Below are 17,233 nucleotides of genomic sequence, written 5' to 3'. Positions count from 1 at the left end.
CCTATATCTTGTCAATTGACTGACCTTTAAAGGCCACTCGAATAGAATTATCCATACGTTTTGCGGCAAAATCTTGAGTATGTTCATCAAGAATTTCGATCGCATTTTTAATTGCATCAGCATCATCACCGCCAGCGACGTGAACCAGCTGAGCCATCACAGTATCAATCTGCTGACGCTCATCGCTTGTGAGTAAGTCACCATCTTTAGAGAGCGCTGCATTCAAGGACTCAAGCACCCTCGCCGCCTCAACTTGCTGCTCAGCCAGCATACGGCGGCTGATATCTTCTTTAGCATGCTTCATCGAGTCCTTGAGCATAGTCGCGATCTCAGTATCCGATAAACCAAACGAAGGCTTGACCTGAATGCTCGATTGCACGCCAGTGGATTTCTCCATGGCCGTCACACTTAATAATCCATCAGCATCCACTTGGAAGGTCACCCGGATATGGGCAGCTCCTGCCGCTAACGGTGGAATACCTTTTAAAGTGAAGCGTGCTAGAGAGCGACAATCGTCAACTAACTCGCGCTCACCCTGCACGACATGGAACGCCATCGCCGTTTGCCCATCCTTGAAGGTGGTAAACTCTTGGGCGCGTGCCACGGGGATAGTCGTGTTACGAGACACCACTTTCTCCACTAAACCGCCCATGGTTTCAATCCCTAACGACAAGGGGATCACATCGAGCAGTAATAATTCAGATTCGGGTTTGTTACCGACCAAAATATCAGCCTGAATCGCCGCGCCAATGGCGACAACACGGTCAGGATCGATTGAAGTTAATGGCGCTTTACCAAAAAAGGCTTCAACTTGCTCACGTACTAATGGCACGCGGGTAGAGCCGCCAACCATGACGGTTTCAAGCACTTCATCAGCCGTTACGCCCGCATCACGTAGGGTGCGGCGACAACTTGCGATGGTTTTCTTCACAAGCGCAGCGATGAGGCTCTCAAATTGTGCCTTAGTAACCACTTGTTTGAGCACCGAACCATCGGCAAGAGTAAGACTAGCCTCAGTATCACTCGAATCGGTTAAGGCTTCTTTCACCCGGCGCGCTTCAATCAATAGCTGGCGACTTAACTGAGAGTCGATATCAGTCAGTTGCCACACTTGCTGCATATGTGCTTGTAAAAGATGATCAAAATCATCACCACCGAGCGCAGAATCGCCCCCCGTAGCCAGAACTTCAAATACGCCACGGTTTAAACGCAAAATAGAAATATCAAAGGTGCCGCCACCGAGATCGTAAATGGCGATTACACCTTCTTGCTTAGAGTCTAAGCCATAGGCAATCGCAGCCGCAGTGGGTTCATTTAATAGGCGTAAAACATTAATACCCAATAACGATGCTGCATCCTTAGTTCCCTGACGCTGGGCATCATCGAAATACGCAGGCACAGTGATCACTGCACCTTGCAGCTCACCGCCAAGGGTTTTTTCGGCGCGTTCAATTAAAGGACGTAAAATTTCGGCAGAAACTTGCACCGGATTCACTCGACCTTGGGGCGTCACAAACAGCGGTAAACCATTTTCACTGGCCTCGAATTGATATGGGAAAGATTGCTCACCAGCTTGGATGTCCGCAAGACTACGCCCCATAAAACGTTTAACGGAAACAATAGTGTTTTTAGGATCCTGCGCTGAACTTAACGCCGCCACATAACCCACTTCAATTCCATCATGAGTGTAACGAACTATCGAAGGTAAAGAATGCTGTCCGTTTTCATCAGGCAAGGTTGCCGTTACGCCACTGCGTACAGCAGCCACAAGTGAATTGGTTGTACCTAAATCGATGCCAACGGCAAGTCTATGTTGGTGCGGCGCGGCACTTTGTCCGGGCTCAGCAATCTGCAAAAGGGCCATATGTATCCAACTTAGTAACGCCGACTCAAATCAATCGGAATCGGCAAAATAACTGCAATAAGGAAAATTAATCGAGCAACGCGTCTTCGATACGCGTCAGTTCATCGTGTAATTTTGCCATAAATTTAAGTTTGCGAACTTGATCTGCCGCTAACAAGGCGTCTTCGTCACTGCCACTGCTCAGCTGTGAAGCCAATACTTTATTCAACTGAGCGCGGTAAGTCGCAAAAGAATCGTACAGTTCATCAATGCTGGCTTGGGGATCTGCGCTATCACGAATATCTTCAAGTGCTTCACGCCATTCCATCTGCTGCATTAAAAATGCAGTATCTTTCACTGTCGTGGTCTCATGACTTAAATCAATACCACGCAGGGAGAGCATATGCTCAGCACGGCGGATGGGATCTTTTAGTGTTTGATAACCGTCGTTGACTTGTGCGGTGCGTTGCACCGACAACAACCGTTGTTGCTCGGTATCATTGGCAAACTTATCGGGATGAACCACACGTTGCAGGTCGCGGTAGCGTTCTGCAAGCAATGCGGTGTCAATATCGAAGGTAGGAGAAAACTTAAACAGCTCGAAATAATTCATGCGTCAATTCGGCAATTAAACAGTGAAACTCTCACCGCAACCGCACTCACCTTTTGCGTTCGGGTTGTTAAATTGGAAACCTTCGTTCAGTCCTTCTTTAACAAAATCCAATTCAATGCCCTGAAGATAGATAAAGCTTTTCGCATCGATAATGATTTTTACACCATCAATATCATATACTTCATCGTCATCGTTCAGTGCATCAACAAACTCAAGCACATAAGCCATACCTGAACAGCCTGACGTCTTTAAGCCGAGGCGCAGACCAATGCCCTTGCCTCGATTTGCTAAGAAAGACCTGACGCGTTCAGTTGCCGCTGGGGTCATTGTAATTGCCATCTTAACTCCAGATGTTACTTAGCTTGTTTAGATTTGTACTCGTCAATCGCCGCTTTAATGGCGTCTTCAGCCAAAATAGAACAGTGGATTTTTACGGGTGGCAGAGCTAACTCTTCAGCTATATCAGTGTTTTTGATCGCCGCAGCTTGCTCAATTGTCTTGCCTTTAACCCACTCAGTGACCAGTGAGCTTGATGCAATCGCACTACCACAACCATAGGTTTTGAACTTAGCATCTTCGATAATGCCGTCAGCACCGATTTTCAGTTGTAACTTCATCACGTCACCGCAAGCTGGTGCACCCACCATACCGGTTACGACTGAAGGATCGTTTTTATCGAAAGAACCAACGTTACGTGGGTTCTCGTAATGATCTATCACTTTTTCACTGTAAGCCATGATACTGCTCCAAAATTATCTATTGTCATTAGTCGAATTAATGATGGGCCCACTGCACCTGATTCAGGTCGATGCCATCTTTAAACATTTCCCACAATGGAGACATTTCTCTTAATTTATCAATAGATTGAGTAATAACTTCAATAGCGTGGTCGATTTCTTCTTCGGTGGTAAAACGGCCGATAGAGAAACGAATCGAGCTATGCGCCATTTCATCATTTAAGCCCAGTGCACGTAACACGTAGCTCGGTTCTAAACTGGCTGAGGTACAAGCCGAACCCGATGAAACCGCTAAATCTTTTAAGGCCATCATCAGTGACTCACCTTCAACATAGTTGAAACTAACGTTGAGACTGCCACTCACACGCTGAGTCATATCACCGTTGATATAGGTTTCTTCAATGTGTTTAATGCCATTCCATAATTTGTCACGCAGCTTAGCAATACGCGCGTCATCTGTTGCCATTTCAGCTTTTGCAATCGCCGCAGCTTCACCTAAACCGACGATTTGGTGAGTTGGCAGAGTACCACTACGCATACCCCGCTCATGACCACCACCGTGCATTTGCGCTTCTAAGCGGATACGAGGTTTACGACGAACATACAAGGCACCAATCCCTTTAGGACCATACATTTTGTGGCCAGAAATGGAGATCAGATCTACTTTAGTGCGTTGCACATCAATCGGTACTTTACCAGCACTTTGCGCAGCATCCATATGGAAAATAATGCCTTTTGAACGGCATAACTCACCGATTGCATCGATATCGTGGATCACACCGATTTCGTTGTTGACGTGCATAATGCTGACGAGAATAGTGTCGTCACGCATTGCCGCTTCTAAGCGCGCCATCGGAATAATGCCGTTAGATTCTGGTTCTAAATAGGTGACTTCAAAACCTTCACGTTCAAGTTGACGGCAAGTATCTAACACAGCTTTGTGTTCAGTCTTACTGGTGATAATGTGCTTGCCTTTCTTATTGTAGAAATGCGCAACGCCTTTAATGGCGAGGTTATTCGACTCAGTTGCACCAGAGGTAAACACGATTTCACGGTGATCTGCATTGATAAGATCAGCCACTTGGTTGCGAGCGACATCTACCGCTTCTTCAGCTTGCCAACCATAACGGTGAGAACGTGATGCTGGGTTACCGAAAATGCCATCCATCGTCATGTATTGGAACATTTTTTCCGCAACTCGCGGATCAACAGGCGTGGTGGCGGCATAATCTAAATAGATAGGAAGCTTCATAACACACTCCGTACTTAGCAGTCTCTGCCGAGGCTACATACAACGTACAAAAATAATTTTTATCGTATAACAAAAAGCCTATAAGCTGACTCTTTGCTCCTTTTGCATAGTGTCTTGCTTAAGCGAAATAAATTGCACATCTCGTTTCTGCATTAAGCCCGCAAGACTGATACCATCTAAAAAATCTGAAATTTGTTTGCTTAAATCGCCCCAAAGCGAGTGCGTTAAGCAGCGAGTTCCACTCTGGCAATTGCCTAATCCTTGACAACGAGTCGCATCGACAGACTCGTCAACGGCATGAACCACCATGCCAACAGAAATATCATTTGCCTCTAGGCCTAAACGGTAACCACCACCAGGACCTCGGACACTTGCCACTAGGCCATGTTTGCGTAACTTTGCGAAGAGTTGTTCCAGATAGGAAAGCGAAATCCCTTGTCTTTCAGAGATATCCGCCAAGGGAACTGGTCCTGAAGCTGAGTGGATAGCCACATCAAGCATTGCGGTTACTGCATAACGACCTTTAGATGTAAGTTTCATAACTACCATAGCTCCCGAACAGGTATGGAGCTATTTCAACATACCCGAGTAAATCAGTCAAGTATAAAACCGAGTAAAACACTCAAGTATTTAAGCGTGCCGTTAACCAATACCCTTTCATCTTGGTGGGGTATTTAACCTTTTTCTGCCCTAAGATTCAATGCCAAAGGGGCAATTAATCACCCAAATTGGCCTGATATCGGGATCTAACGCACTATCTTGAAATGAAAGCAGAGCACACATGCCCAAAGTGTTCAAAAGCTATACAATGGGATTTGCACTATCGAAATAAAAGCGTTAGCAGAGTGGTGACACTCTAAAAGAAATTGCATCTACTCTGCTATTTTCAGGACTATATACTTGGATCAAACTCATCAAGCGCACTTTGGCGCTTATCAGCAGCCGCCTTTTCGACATCGTTAAAATCGCCAACATTCAGCTCTGGCAATCTTTCGGTGCATACATCGCCACCTAAACGCTGGATAGCTTGACACAATTCCTGCACCTTTGAGTCCATTAAATGCATATGGTCCAGCATTTGACCAATCGCGTTAGCAACGGGATCGGGATTATCAGGTGAGACCGCGTAAGCATCGAAACCATACTTCTTAGCCATAGCACTACGGCGTTCGGATTTTTCTTTTGATTGTGGTGAGGGTGTTGCTACCACACGCCCAGGAATACCAACCACTGTCGTATCCTTAGGCACATCTTTTACTACAACAGAATTTGAGCCGACACGCGCCCCATCATGCATAGTGATAGGACCTAAGATTTTGGCGCCAGCACCAACAACGACGTTATTACCCAGTGTTGGGTGACGCTTACCTGCTTGCCAAGTGGTGCCGCCCAATGTCACGCCGTGATACAAGGTGCAATCATCGCCAATTTCAGCGGTTTCACCGATTACCACACCCATACCATGGTCGATAAAGAAACGATCGCCAATAGTAGCACCAGGATGGATCTCCACTCCCGTCAACCAGCGCGAAAAAGTCGATAAACAACGAGCCATTAAGCGCCAATCACGCTTCCATAACTTATGGCTTATCCGGTGCAGCCAAATGGCGTGCATGCCTGGATAATTAACCAAGATCTCAAAGGCGCTACGCGCCGCGGGATCACGGTGATATATAGATTCAATGTCTTCTTTTAGCCTAGCTATCACACCCATTACTCAATCCTTCGCGATTACCGTTATGTACCAAATTTGCTTTGGCTATTTTTGTTTATTACCCACCACTTTATCAATCGAAGTCAAAATTCCCCGAAGAATATTCATCTCTTGACTTTCGATACGTGCACGGCTGAATAGACGGCGTAACTTTGTCATCACTTGGCCGGGATGGTTTTTAATAATAAAGCCAGTCGATGATAAGGTACTTTCAAGATGTACAAAGAAACGCTCAAGATCGGCAGAGAGTGGATATTCTTCAACCTCTTGTGACACCGCCGTTTGGGCTAAATGTGCCACACGCGTCTCATAACAAATGATCTGCACAGCCTGCGCGAGGTTCAATGAGCTGTATTCAGGGTTCGCAGGAATCGCCACATGGTAAGTACATTGCTGTAATTCTTCATTAGTTAACCCATGATTTTCACGACCAAAGACGATGGCGACTGGCCCAGTTATCCCTTCGGTCACCAGCTTTTGTCCCGCTTCTCGCGGATCGAGCATTGGCCAATCTAAGGTACGGCTACGGGCACTGGTGGCAATCACCAAACTGCAATCGGCGATGGCTTCTTCTAAGGAATCCACTTTAACCAGATGTTTTAAAATGTCCGAAGCGCCTGCGGCCAAGGCAATGGATTGACCGTCCACTTCACATCTTGGTTCAGCAAGATACAGGGTTGATAACCCCATCGTCTTCATCGCTCTGGCGGTTGAGCCAATATTGCCGGGGTGCGATGTCCCCACTAAAATCACCCGAATATTACTTAGCATGAAACGACTTAATTTAATTCACAAAACACAGGGAGCGAATACTATCACAGGCGTGCGCGAATGCTTATATGAAAATCGGTATTTGATATAACAATCAAATCGAGTATAATGCCGCCCGCTATTTTTAACGTTCTTTAACATCCAGGGGATTGCAATGCATCCGATGCTGACGATTGCTGTTCGCGCTGCTCGCGCGGCCGGCCAAACTATTATGCGTGCCTACACTGAACTTGACCGAGTTGAAGTCAGTGCTAAAGGTATCAACGATTTTGTTACCAGTGTAGACAAGGAAGCAGAAGCCGCTATTACCTATCAAATTCGTAAATCTTACCCGGATCACACTATCGTGGGTGAAGAAAAAGGCGAAAACCGCGGTGAAAACAAAGACTATATTTGGATAGTCGATCCTCTGGATGGCACTAACAACTTCGTTAGAGGCATTCCCCATTTTGCGGTTTCTATCGCACTCCAATACAAAGGCAAAACTGAAGTTGCCGTTGTTTATGATCCAGTTCGTGAAGAATTATTTACCGCTATCCGTGGTAAAGGCGCCAAATTAAACGATTTCCGTATTCGCGTGACCAATGTTAACGAACTAGCACCAACCATTATCGGTACAGGTTTTCCATTTAAAGCCCGTCAACATACCGAAACCTATATGGCCATTTTCGGCGAAGTGTTTGGTCATTGTTCAGACTTACGTCGCACAGGTTCTGCAGCATTAGATTTAGCCTATGTGGCCGCAGGCCGTTTAGACGGTTTCTTTGAAATTGGCTTAAAGCCATGGGATATCGCTGCTGGCGACCTACTATGCCGTGAAGCAGGTGGCACGGTCACTGATTTTACTGGCGGTCATAACTACTTGATCTCTGGCAATATCGTTGCAGGTTCTCCGAAAGTGACGACCGAATTAGTAAAAACCATGCGTCCTTTACTAAACGAAGGCTTAAAGCGTTAATCACGTTTAGCGCAAAACAAGACCAAAAAGGCCAGTGATATTATCACTGGCCTTTTGTTTTTGAGCTTTTAAGTGCAGAACGGTAGCGCCAGTTATCTGCCCGCCAATGCCTGCGCAGGGCCAATTTGACTTGCTTTCCATGCAGGATACAGGGTTGCAATCAGGCTCATTATAAACGCGGTGGCAATCACTAAACCGGCATCCGCCATATGTAGTTCGGAGGGAAGAAAATCCACAAAATACACATCCGCAGATAACAATTGGATCCCAAGTAATTGCTCAATGCCACGAGCAATAGCACTGAGATTAATGGCTGTCGCAATACCAATCACCCCACCGAGCGCACACCCCACTAAACCGTTTAATGCCCCCTGCACCATAAAAATGCCCATTACCGATAAACGGCTAAGCCCCATGGTCATCAGGATCGCAATTTCACTGGCCTTATCGCGCACCGCCATCACCAAGGTCGAGACAATATTAAAACAGGCCACGCCGATCACCAGTACTAATACGAGGTACATTATGGTGCGAACCAATTGAATATCTTGATATAAATGACCTTGTGTTCGAGTCCAATCACTAATATACACTGACTGATTCAACGCATAACCTAACTCGCGAATTTTCGCTGGCGCCTCAAACACCTGCGCCACGCTGATGCGAACCCCCGTCACGCCTTGATGTAAATTAAGGATATTTGCCGCATAACGCATGGGAATATACGCGGTGGTTAATTCAAGCTCTCCACCTAAGCGATACACACCTGACACCACAAAGCGATGGCTTTTTGCCGCACGTAAGCTTCCCGCATGTTCAGGGTCAAGATCTTGTACATACAGCGCCAGCGTATCGCCGACTTCGAGGCCTAATTTTTTCAGCAAACTTTCACCAAGGACGATGTGATTATCATCTTCACTCAAGCTCTGCCAAGTCTCGGGATTCATAAATTGCGACAATGTAGAGACTTTTGCCTCTTGTTCAGGATCAATGCCAACGACAGCAAGCCCCTGAAAACCACCAGGCTTTTGCACTAAACCCTGCATACGAATAAAAGGCGCCGCTGCAGTAATGCCTTCAATCTGCAGCGCAGTTTGCTCAACAGCGCGCCAGTCAGCAATCGGCTCATTCACGCCCACCACATCCGCTTGGGAGATCACCCCGAGTAAACGTTGCTCCAGCTCGCGCTCAAAACCATTCATCGCCGAGAGCACGATAATTAATACGGCGACACCCAGAGCAATACCCGCTGTCGATGCAAAGGAAATAAAGCTAATAAAACTATTGGATTGGCGCGCACGGTAAAAACGCCAGCCAATTGAGAGGGCTAATGGTCCTTTCATTGGGCGCTTTCCGGTACTTGCAAATAACCATTTTTCATGGTGAGTTGTCTGTCCATCCGCGCTGCCAATTTAGGATCGTGGGTAACCACCACAAACGCGGTACCGAGTTGATTGGCCAATTCGCGAATAAGTTCATACACGGCCTCGCCGCTCTTCGCATCGAGATTTCCCGTAGGTTCATCGGCCAGTACGAGTTTGGGTTTGTTGATAAGCGCCCGGGCGATTGCCACCCGTTGCCGTTCACCGCCCGAAAGCTCAGCAGGAATATGGCTCATTCTGTGCCCAAGACCCACTCTCTCGAGCAAAACCTTGGCATCGGCTTGCGCTTGGCTGCGATCACGACCTTGGATAAATGCCGGCATTGCCACATTTTCAAGGGCGGTAAATTCAGGCAACAAATGATGAAATTGATAAATAAAGCCTAAATCCTGATTACGGATCTGCGCCTGTCGGGCACTGCTCACTTGATATAAATCCTCACCTGCCAACAATACTTTTCCCGATGACGGTTTATCAAGCGTCCCCATAATATGCAGTAACGTACTCTTGCCCGAGCCTGAAGTGCCCACAATCGCCAGCTGTTCACCCTTAAATACCTGTAAATCCACATCAGACAACACCTGCGTGGTTACATCGCCGTCGTGATAACTCTTACTCACCGCCTGAACTTGCAGTAACACATCTTGCATTGAGATTCTCGCTATTGATTCTATATGACATGGCAAAGTGCCACGTCTACACTCCACTTTTACGATGGAGCAATTATTTTAGTCGTTGAAAACACCGTTATTCATAACGCAGCGCTGTGGCTGGTTGCACCCTTGCAGCCCGTAGCGCAGGGTAAAGAGTTGCCACTAGGGTCACCACTAAGGTACCGACAATAATCAGCGACAATTGCCCAAGCGCCAGTTTTACCGGCAACATTTGTCCAGTCCCTAAAATCGAAATACCCAGAGTTGCCATAATGCCATTCAAATTAAGGGTAATTAGAATACCCACCACTAAGCCCAGCGCTAAACCTAACACCGCATTCAATAAACCTTGCACCACAAAAATGCCCATCACAGCAGAGGTTCTTAAACCTTGGGTTTTGAGCACTGCGACATCGGTGGTTTTATCGACAACCATCATTACCAACGCCGAGACAATATTGAATGCCGCCACCGCCACAATCAGGCTGAGCATCAGCGACATCATATTTTTTTCCATCTTCACTGCGCTAAATAGATGTCCATAGGTGTCGCGCCAATCGCTCGTGGTCGCCTCGATGCCCTGCTCTGTTAAGATTTGCTGCACATCCTTGGCAAGCGCAGGCGCGTTAAAAGGATCGTTTAAATACAGCCTTAGCTGGTTGATTTCATCACTGGGCTGACGCATTAACCGCTTTGCATCTTGATAATGAACGTAAGCCACGCCCGCATCCACTTGTGACCCCATTTCGAACACCGCAGACACTAAAAACTTACGTTGGCTGGGCACTGGGCCTAGCGGCGAGTACACAACGCCATCACCACTTAACAAGCGTACCGTATCCCCAGGGCTGACTTTTAACTGGCGCGCCAGTTCGCTGCCCAATATGACCTTATACTGGCCACTGGTTAACTCGTTAAACGCGCCTGAATAGGTATGTTGCGCCACCGCGGAAAGTTTTTCGGCCAGCTCAGGAAACACCCCAAATACTTGTACCGCACGGATATTGGCCGCTGACTGCACCATAGCTTGCGTCGACACACTGGGCGTCACCCCTTGCACGCCGGGCAGCTCAGTTAGCTTTTTTGCCGCAATAGTCCAATTGCTTAAGGGAGCTTTGGTGTAAACCGTCAATTGCGGTACAGCGCCGAGGATGCGCTGCTTTAATTGCCCTTCGAGGCCATTCATCACCGAACTGACCACGATCAAGGCAGCAACCCCTAAAAAAATGCCCGAAACGGCAAATAAGGTAATAAAAGAAGCAAATGCGTTTGCTTTTCTGGCCCGCCAATAACGGTAACCAACGTAGAGAGGGAATCGAAGATCCATTGAAAGAGGGCTGCGTCCTGTGTGCTGAACTTGCTAAATCATAAAGATGGGCACGATAATAGGGGTTTAGGTTCTATAAATAAAGAGGCAAGCCTTGTTCACTGACACCAATCCGTATTTTAGTGTGCCTCATCCCTTTACTGCTTACTTAAGCCTCTGGGACGAAAACCGACCTCTACCCAATGAAATGGCTTTAAGATCAATGCAATCCTTAGGGATCCAGCTATTGAGTGAAGTAAAAGCCCTTGAAGCGAGCTGTTTGTTACAATTGCGGCATTTAGATAATGAAGCCAAGGTGGTGGTGGATTTTCTCAAGCTACAATCACGCAAGGTGGATTTAGTCCTGCAACACGTGCTCGAAAAAGAAGTCCAAGAGGGTGATAAATATGATGGTTGTCAGTTTGGTGGTAGCGGTATTCGCATAATCAGCACGACCGAATTACCTCTAGGGCGCCATGTTAAAGTGACCTTATTTATCCATGACGAACTGGTCGCTATTTTATGTTTTGCCAAGGTCACCGCTTGTATGCTCTCACAGGAAGCCCAATCAACTGCGCAGCAAGCACAACAGCACAACGCCTCGTCGCCCTATCTAATCGACCTCGAATTTAGCCAAATACTGGATTCGGATGTGGAGCAACTGGTCAAAGCGAGCCTCAATGTTCAACAAAAACAACTTAAACTGCGTAAACAAGCTAGGGACGAACGCCAATAAAGACGAGAGTTTTCACTAGCACCCTCGCGCCCAAGTCACTACAATAAATGCAACTTTTTGTGAATGAATCCGTTTATCCCACGCCAATGACACATATTTCAGCCCTAACACCGCCCGTTGTAAAAAATGGCACTCAAATGCAAACTCTGTCGTGTATCGCCGGAGTGGGTCAAGCGGTCACCCTCGCCAGCTTGATACGCCAACACCCAGGCACCACGCTCATTGTCACCAGTGACACACCAACGGCATTGAGTCTCGAGTTAGAGCTTAATTATTTATTAGCGAACACCACCATTAAGGTGCGGCTATTCCCTGACCGTGAAACCCTGCCCTACGACAGTTTTTCACCCCATCAGGATTTGATCTCCCAGCGTTTAGAAACCCTATCGCAAATATCCCATGCTGAGCACAGCGTGGTTATCGTGCCGGTGACAACACTGATGATGCGCTTGCCGCCGAAATCCTATTTAAGCTCCAATGTATTTGTGCTTAAAAAGGGCGATAAATATCAGCTCCATGATGTGCGCCAGCAATTAACCGATACGGGCTATCATTTAGTTGAGCAAGTTTACGAACATGGCGAGTTTGCCATTCGGGGCTCAATTCTCGATATCTTCCCTACCGGCGTGAATATGCCGCTGCGTATCGAGCTTTTCGATGATGAAGTTGAAACTATTCGCCATTTCGACCCAGAGACCCAGCGCTCATCCACACCCGTCGATGCGGTGCGATTATTACCGGCAAAAGAATTTCCAACCGATAGCAGTGCTATCGAAGGCTTTAGACAACGCTATCGCCGCCGTTTTGAGGTGATCGTTAAAGAGCCAGAGTCGGTTTATCAATTGGTGAGCCGAAATTTGATGCCCGCTGGGATTGAAAACTATCTGCCACTGTTTTTCGATGAGGTCGCGACGCTATTTGATTACCTGCCGAAGGACACTCAGTTAGTCACCTTGGGCGATATCGAAAAATCCGCTCGCGCCCATTTGCATGAAGTGGAAACACGGTATGAAGACCGACGGGTCGATCCGCTACGACCACTGCTTGCCCCTAAAGAACTGTATTTACTGATAGAAGAATTATTTGCCGCCTTTAAGCCGCTACCTCGCTATCAATTTGTGGCCCCAAATCCTGACACCAATGGTGTTGTGGCGCAAATTGATGCCAGAGCCTTGCCTGAGGTAAGCGCCAATCACAAATTAAAGCAGCCGTTAATCGCACTGCAGGATTATGCTGAGCAGGCGCCGCGCATATTATTTAGCGCAGAATCTGAAGGTCGCCGTGAAGCGCTGCTCGAACTCTTAGGTAAAATCCAGTTAAAGCCTACGGTATTTAGTCATTTTGATGAGTTTATTAAAACTGATACCAAACTTGGCTTGATCGTTTCGCCCTTATCCCGTGGTTGTGTACTGGGACTCGGCGCACAAACTGCCGTCAGCATCATCTGCGAAACTGAGCTCTTCGGCCAGCGGATTTCACAGCAGCGTCGCCGCGAAAAACAGCGTCAGATCAGTAACGATACCTTAATCAAAAATTTAGCCGAGCTGAAAGTTGGCCAGCCGATCGTACACTTAGAGCACGGTGTTGCCCTTTACCAAGGTTTAGTCACCCTCGATACTGGCGGCATTGTTGCTGAATATTTGCAACTTGAGTACTCAGGTGGCGATAAGCTCTATGTCCCCGTTTCCAATTTACATTTAATTAGCCGTTATAGTGTTGGCGCCGATGGGGAAACGCATCTTAATAAACTGGGTAACGACACTTGGGCTAAGGCGAAAAATAAAGCCATTGAAAAAATCCGCGATGTGGCCGCAGAACTTCTCGATGTCTATGCACGTCGCCAAGCTCGTCCGGGTGAGAGCTGCGAAATCAATGACGAAGAATACGCCCAATTCGCTCAAGGTTTCCCCTTCGAAGAAACCGTCGATCAAGAAAGTGCAATACATGCCGTGCTCGCCGATATGCAATCGCCAACCGCAATGGACAGATTAGTTTGTGGTGATGTGGGCTTTGGGAAAACCGAAGTCGCGATGCGCGCCGCCTTTGTGGCGGTGAATGCGGGTAAACAAGTGGTTGTGTTGGTACCCACCACGTTACTCGCCCAGCAGCACTACGAAAACTTTAAGGACAGATTTGCCGACTGGCCGGTGGTGATTGAAGTGATGTCACGCTTTAGAACCGCCAAAGAGCAGACCCAAGTGCTAAAACAGCTCGAAGAAGGCAAAGTCGATATCGTGATTGGCACCCATAAGCTGCTGCAATCCGAGGCTAAATTTGAGAATTTAGGCCTACTTATCATCGACGAAGAACACCGATTCGGTGTCAGACAAAAAGAGAAAATTAAAGCACTGCGGGCCAATGTGGATATTTTGACCCTCACCGCCACACCGATCCCCCGCACCTTAAATATGGCGATGTCGGGAATGCGCGACTTATCGATTATTGCCACACCTCCCGCTAAGCGTTTGGCGGTGAAGACCTTTGTGCGCGAATCCGATCCCGCGACGGTGCGCGAGGCTATATTGCGTGAAATCCTCCGTGGTGGCCAAGTCTATTACCTGCACAATAATGTCGAAACCATTGAAAAATGTGCCCAAGACATTAGTACCTTGTTACCTGAAGCGCGGGTTGTGGTCGCCCATGGCCAAATGCGTGAGCGGGATCTTGAGCGGGTGATGTCGGACTTTTATCACCAAAGATTCAACGTGTTAGTCTGTACCACTATTATCGAAACTGGTATCGACGTTCCCAGTGCAAACACCATTATTATCGAACGCGCCGACACCTTTGGTTTAGCCCAGTTGCATCAGCTACGTGGCCGCGTGGGTCGCTCTCACCATCAAGCCTATGCGTACTTGATGACGCCACATCCTAAACGTATGACTAGCGATGCTCGCAAACGTCTCGAAGCCATCGATGCCCTTGAGGATTTAGGTGCCGGTTTTATGCTCGCCACCCAAGATTTAGAGATCCGCGGCGCAGGCGAACTCTTAGGTGATGAGCAAAGCGGCCATATCTCAAAAATTGGCTTTAGCCTCTATATGGAAATGCTTGAATCGGCGGTCAAAGCGCTTAAGCAAGGTAAAGAGCCATCGCTGGCGCAAATGCTCAATCAGCAATGTGAAATGGAGCTCAGAATTCCGGCCCTATTACCTGAAGACTATGTCGGTGATGTGAATATTCGTCTGTCGCTCTACAAGCGTATCGCCAGTTGTGACAGCGAAGAAGCCTTAGACGAACTTAAAGTTGAGCTTATCGACCGCTTTGGTTTGCTGCCCGAGGCCACTAAAAACTTGATGGAAATGACTCTGTATAAACATCAGGCAACTCGGCTAGGGGCTACTAAAATTGAGGTACACGCCAAGGGTGGCAGTATCGAATTTAGCCAAGATCATAATATCGACCCAGGCTTTATCATTGGATTACTGCAAAGTCAGCCACAAATCTATCGAATGGACGGGCCGAATAAGTTAAAGTTCATGCTCAGCGCCGAAACGGCAAAAGAGAGGCTCGCGTTAGTCAAGCTCTTGCTCGAACAACTATCTCAACATCAATCGCAACATCGTCTTGGAGATAAATAGTGTTACGTCAACTCGCGGTCTCTATCGCTACACTTATTGCACTTTCACACAGTTCACTTGCCCGTGCTGAGGCGTGGTTCGAGGTTGAAGTCTATATTTTCGAACGCCAAAGCCAGTCAACTGAACAATGGCCAATGGCCCCAATTGAGACGAAAACCAATAGTGCAATCGACCTGATCTCACCAGTTGTAGGTCAGGCTGTGGTCTCCATGAGTAATGAGTCTGCGCCTTGCACACTCGTTTATGATGCCGATGCCAATAGCCATTGCGCAGAAAACACAAATATGAATGCCACTAATAACACCGATAATAGCACTAGTGGCGGCTTAAGGATCACAGGCCCAAGCACAACGACCACCCAGTACCGTTACCCAAGCATGATCCCATCGGAAATCGGCAGTAGCAGCCAAACCTACGCCAAACTTGGCAGTGGCCCGGTATTACTCGCAAGCAACCAAGGTCAGTTTGCAAGTATCGTTAATAGCTTATCCAGAGAACGTGGTAATCGTAGTCTACTGCATATGACATGGCAGCAACCTATGACGGGCAAAAGCGGCTCAGTGCCTGTTCGCCTGTTTGCTGGTAAGGATTTCTCCGCCAACTATCACTTCGATGGCCGCCAAATTGTGCAACAAGCGTTAAACAGTTCGATGCAAAATACTCAAGGCTCCCAAGGAATGGCTTTAGAAAGTTCGGCACCATTGCTGCCCTCTCCTGTTTGGCAACTTGATGGCACGCTAAATATTTACCTCAGCCACTACCTCTATATCGAAACGGCCTTAAATCTTCGCAAAGAAGGACGTAAGTTAATGCCAGTGCCAACCGATGAAACCAGCACAAATACTAATGCGACGCCTGTTAAAGTGATGACGCCTTACCTGATGTCTATTCCGCTGGAACAGAATCGCCGAGTGAAAAGTGATGAAATTCATTATCTCGATCATCCCGAAATGGGCATGGTGATCCAGATCCGTAAAATGGCGCAACCTAGCGCATAAAACGCCAGCCGATCAATGCTAAATAAAAAGCGGTAATACGAGTGTAATTACCGCTTTTTTTATCACCAATAGCTCCATGACCATTCAAGACTCATCGAGACTGAATTTAGCAGCAAATCAGCGCACTATTGAAAAATCCAAATAAATATCATCGCCTTGGTCTTCTTCCACCTGCACCATTAATCCATCGGTGCAAGGCACGCCTAACTCACACCAGGCAATAAGATTATCTACAGCAGGATTACTGCCCTGTGCGAGCACTTCGACACTTCCATCGACGCAATTAGTCACATAACCTGTCACGCCCAAGGCTCGGGCCTTTGTCAGTGTCGCATGCCGACAGCCCACACCCTGTACGGTTCCCGTTAATTTGATTAGCACCCGTTTCATTTAAGACTCCTGAACAAGGTTAGCTTGTTATTCTCATGCGAGTTTAAGCATAGCCGAGATTTGAGCTTAGTTACGTTATAAATGTGTTAAGTGATGGATTTACTGAGTGAAACAAATGAAATAAAACGCATAAAAAAACAGCTAACAAGACCGCTGTTAGCTGTGTCGGGCGACATACGCAAAAGGTTGTCCATAAATGGACTAATGGCATAAAAGTTTGTAGCATTTTGTAACAAACTATTAAGACGCGCTACTTTACACAATTAATTACAAATTTCAACAAAATGATAGATAAATCC

The 17,233-nt window shown here is 47.1% G+C and carries 16 protein-coding genes; 4 read left to right on the top strand and 12 right to left on the bottom strand.

Going from position 1 to position 17,233, the window contains the following annotated elements:
* Position 1: 1 nt before the first annotated feature.
* The 8 genes from hscA to trmJ all read right to left on the bottom strand — a co-directional run bounded on the left by hscA (position 2) and on the right by trmJ (position 6,930).
* The gene (hscA, locus tag JM642_RS09455; RefSeq protein WP_037418355.1) at positions 2-1,864 is read right to left on the bottom strand and encodes a Fe-S protein assembly chaperone HscA; all 1,863 of its coding nucleotides are present in this window, start codon (positions 1,862-1,864) and stop codon (positions 2-4) included.
* 67 nt (positions 1,865-1,931) lie between these two features.
* Positions 1,932-2,456, bottom strand: a complete 525-nt coding sequence (gene hscB / locus JM642_RS09450) for a co-chaperone HscB (protein WP_144346202.1) — start codon at positions 2,454-2,456, stop codon at positions 1,932-1,934.
* Between the two features lie 15 nt (positions 2,457-2,471).
* The gene (iscA, locus tag JM642_RS09445) at positions 2,472-2,795 is read right to left on the bottom strand and encodes an iron-sulfur cluster assembly protein IscA (protein WP_011072278.1); all 324 of its coding nucleotides are present in this window, start codon (positions 2,793-2,795) and stop codon (positions 2,472-2,474) included.
* A gap of 14 nt (positions 2,796-2,809) precedes the next feature.
* Positions 2,810-3,193, bottom strand: coding sequence for a Fe-S cluster assembly scaffold IscU (iscU, locus tag JM642_RS09440; protein ID WP_011072277.1), 384 nt, complete (start codon positions 3,191-3,193; stop codon positions 2,810-2,812).
* A gap of 37 nt (positions 3,194-3,230) precedes the next feature.
* Positions 3,231-4,445, bottom strand: coding sequence for an IscS subfamily cysteine desulfurase (locus tag JM642_RS09435; RefSeq protein ID WP_037418361.1), 1,215 nt, complete (start codon positions 4,443-4,445; stop codon positions 3,231-3,233).
* A 78-nt stretch (positions 4,446-4,523) separates the two neighbouring features.
* Positions 4,524-4,985 (bottom strand): Fe-S cluster assembly transcriptional regulator IscR, encoded by a 462-nt coding sequence (gene iscR, locus JM642_RS09430; RefSeq protein ID WP_006081858.1) that lies wholly within the window; start codon positions 4,983-4,985, stop codon positions 4,524-4,526.
* Positions 4,986-5,337: 352 nt separating this feature from the next.
* Entirely contained in the window at positions 5,338-6,159 is an 822-nt protein-coding gene (cysE, locus tag JM642_RS09425; protein WP_037418369.1) for a serine O-acetyltransferase, read from the bottom strand.
* A 45-nt stretch (positions 6,160-6,204) separates the two neighbouring features.
* Positions 6,205-6,930, bottom strand: coding sequence for a tRNA (cytosine(32)/uridine(32)-2'-O)-methyltransferase TrmJ (gene trmJ / locus JM642_RS09420; RefSeq protein ID WP_037418371.1), 726 nt, complete (start codon positions 6,928-6,930; stop codon positions 6,205-6,207).
* 154 nt (positions 6,931-7,084) lie between these two features.
* On the opposite strand from trmJ, the gene suhB reads away from it, so the two are divergent.
* Positions 7,085-7,888 (top strand): inositol-1-monophosphatase, encoded by an 804-nt coding sequence (suhB, locus tag JM642_RS09415; RefSeq protein ID WP_011072272.1) that lies wholly within the window; start codon positions 7,085-7,087, stop codon positions 7,886-7,888.
* Positions 7,889-7,980: 92 nt separating this feature from the next.
* On the opposite strand, the gene lolE is transcribed toward suhB, so the two are convergent.
* The 3 genes from lolE to JM642_RS09400 form a co-directional block, all read right to left on the bottom strand.
* Positions 7,981-9,231: a lipoprotein-releasing ABC transporter permease subunit LolE gene (gene lolE / locus JM642_RS09410; protein ID WP_203433570.1), complete on the bottom strand. Its 1,251-nt coding sequence runs from the start codon at positions 9,229-9,231 to the stop codon at positions 7,981-7,983.
* Positions 9,228-9,920 (bottom strand): lipoprotein-releasing ABC transporter ATP-binding protein LolD, encoded by a 693-nt coding sequence (lolD, locus tag JM642_RS09405; protein WP_047535973.1) that lies wholly within the window; start codon positions 9,918-9,920, stop codon positions 9,228-9,230. Before lolD ends, lolE begins: the two co-directional genes overlap by 4 nt.
* Positions 9,921-10,017: 97 nt before the next feature.
* Entirely contained in the window at positions 10,018-11,250 is a 1,233-nt protein-coding gene (locus JM642_RS09400; RefSeq protein ID WP_203433568.1) for a lipoprotein-releasing ABC transporter permease subunit, read from the bottom strand.
* Positions 11,251-11,344: 94 nt separating this feature from the next.
* On the opposite strand from JM642_RS09400, the gene JM642_RS09395 reads away from it, so the two are divergent.
* The 3 genes from JM642_RS09395 to JM642_RS09385 all read left to right on the top strand — a co-directional run bounded on the left by JM642_RS09395 (position 11,345) and on the right by JM642_RS09385 (position 16,544).
* Entirely contained in the window at positions 11,345-11,965 is a 621-nt protein-coding gene (locus JM642_RS09395) for a hypothetical protein (RefSeq protein WP_055646622.1), read from the top strand.
* An 86-nt stretch (positions 11,966-12,051) separates the two neighbouring features.
* Positions 12,052-15,546, top strand: coding sequence for a transcription-repair coupling factor (mfd, locus tag JM642_RS09390; RefSeq protein WP_203433770.1), 3,495 nt, complete (start codon positions 12,052-12,054; stop codon positions 15,544-15,546).
* Positions 15,546-16,544: a peptidoglycan binding protein CsiV gene (locus JM642_RS09385; protein ID WP_203433566.1), complete on the top strand. Its 999-nt coding sequence runs from the start codon at positions 15,546-15,548 to the stop codon at positions 16,542-16,544. The genes mfd and JM642_RS09385 overlap by 1 nt, the downstream gene beginning before the upstream one ends.
* A gap of 117 nt (positions 16,545-16,661) precedes the next feature.
* Here the strand turns inward: JM642_RS09385 and JM642_RS09380 are convergent, their stop codons facing one another.
* On the bottom strand, positions 16,662-16,934 hold the full coding sequence (locus tag JM642_RS09380; RefSeq protein WP_037418308.1) for an acylphosphatase: 273 nt from the start codon (positions 16,932-16,934) through the stop codon (positions 16,662-16,664).
* Positions 16,935-17,233: the final 299 nt, after the last annotated feature.

Source organism: Shewanella sp. LZH-2, from assembly GCF_016859145.1.
Lineage (GTDB): Bacteria > Pseudomonadota > Gammaproteobacteria > Enterobacterales > Shewanellaceae > Shewanella > Shewanella xiamenensis.
This window is presented reverse-complemented; position numbering and strand designations above follow the sequence as displayed.

What these genes read in the sequence shown, in the direction of transcription:
- hscA (WP_037418355.1), bottom strand. Translation starts at nt 1,864, where the DNA reads ATGGCCCTTTTGCAGATTGCTGAGCCCGGACAAAGTGCCGCGCCGCAC.
- hscB (WP_144346202.1), bottom strand. Translation starts at nt 2,456, where the DNA reads ATGAATTATTTCGAGCTGTTTAAGTTTTCTCCTACCTTCGATATTGAC.
- iscA (WP_011072278.1), bottom strand. Translation starts at nt 2,795, where the DNA reads ATGGCAATTACAATGACCCCAGCGGCAACTGAACGCGTCAGGTCTTTC.
- iscU (WP_011072277.1), bottom strand. Translation starts at nt 3,193, where the DNA reads ATGGCTTACAGTGAAAAAGTGATAGATCATTACGAGAACCCACGTAAC.
- JM642_RS09435 (WP_037418361.1), bottom strand. Translation starts at nt 4,445, where the DNA reads ATGAAGCTTCCTATCTATTTAGATTATGCCGCCACCACGCCTGTTGAT.
- iscR (WP_006081858.1), bottom strand. Translation starts at nt 4,985, where the DNA reads ATGAAACTTACATCTAAAGGTCGTTATGCAGTAACCGCAATGCTTGAT.
- cysE (WP_037418369.1), bottom strand. Translation starts at nt 6,159, where the DNA reads ATGGGTGTGATAGCTAGGCTAAAAGAAGACATTGAATCTATATATCAC.
- trmJ (WP_037418371.1), bottom strand. Translation starts at nt 6,930, where the DNA reads ATGCTAAGTAATATTCGGGTGATTTTAGTGGGGACATCGCACCCCGGC.
- suhB (WP_011072272.1), top strand. Translation starts at nt 7,085, where the DNA reads ATGCATCCGATGCTGACGATTGCTGTTCGCGCTGCTCGCGCGGCCGGC.
- lolE (WP_203433570.1), bottom strand. Translation starts at nt 9,231, where the DNA reads ATGAAAGGACCATTAGCCCTCTCAATTGGCTGGCGTTTTTACCGTGCG.
- lolD (WP_047535973.1), bottom strand. Translation starts at nt 9,920, where the DNA reads ATGCAAGATGTGTTACTGCAAGTTCAGGCGGTGAGTAAGAGTTATCAC.
- JM642_RS09400 (WP_203433568.1), bottom strand. Translation starts at nt 11,250, where the DNA reads ATGGATCTTCGATTCCCTCTCTACGTTGGTTACCGTTATTGGCGGGCC.
- mfd (WP_203433770.1), top strand. Translation starts at nt 12,052, where the DNA reads ATGACACATATTTCAGCCCTAACACCGCCCGTTGTAAAAAATGGCACT.
- JM642_RS09380 (WP_037418308.1), bottom strand. Translation starts at nt 16,934, where the DNA reads ATGAAACGGGTGCTAATCAAATTAACGGGAACCGTACAGGGTGTGGGC.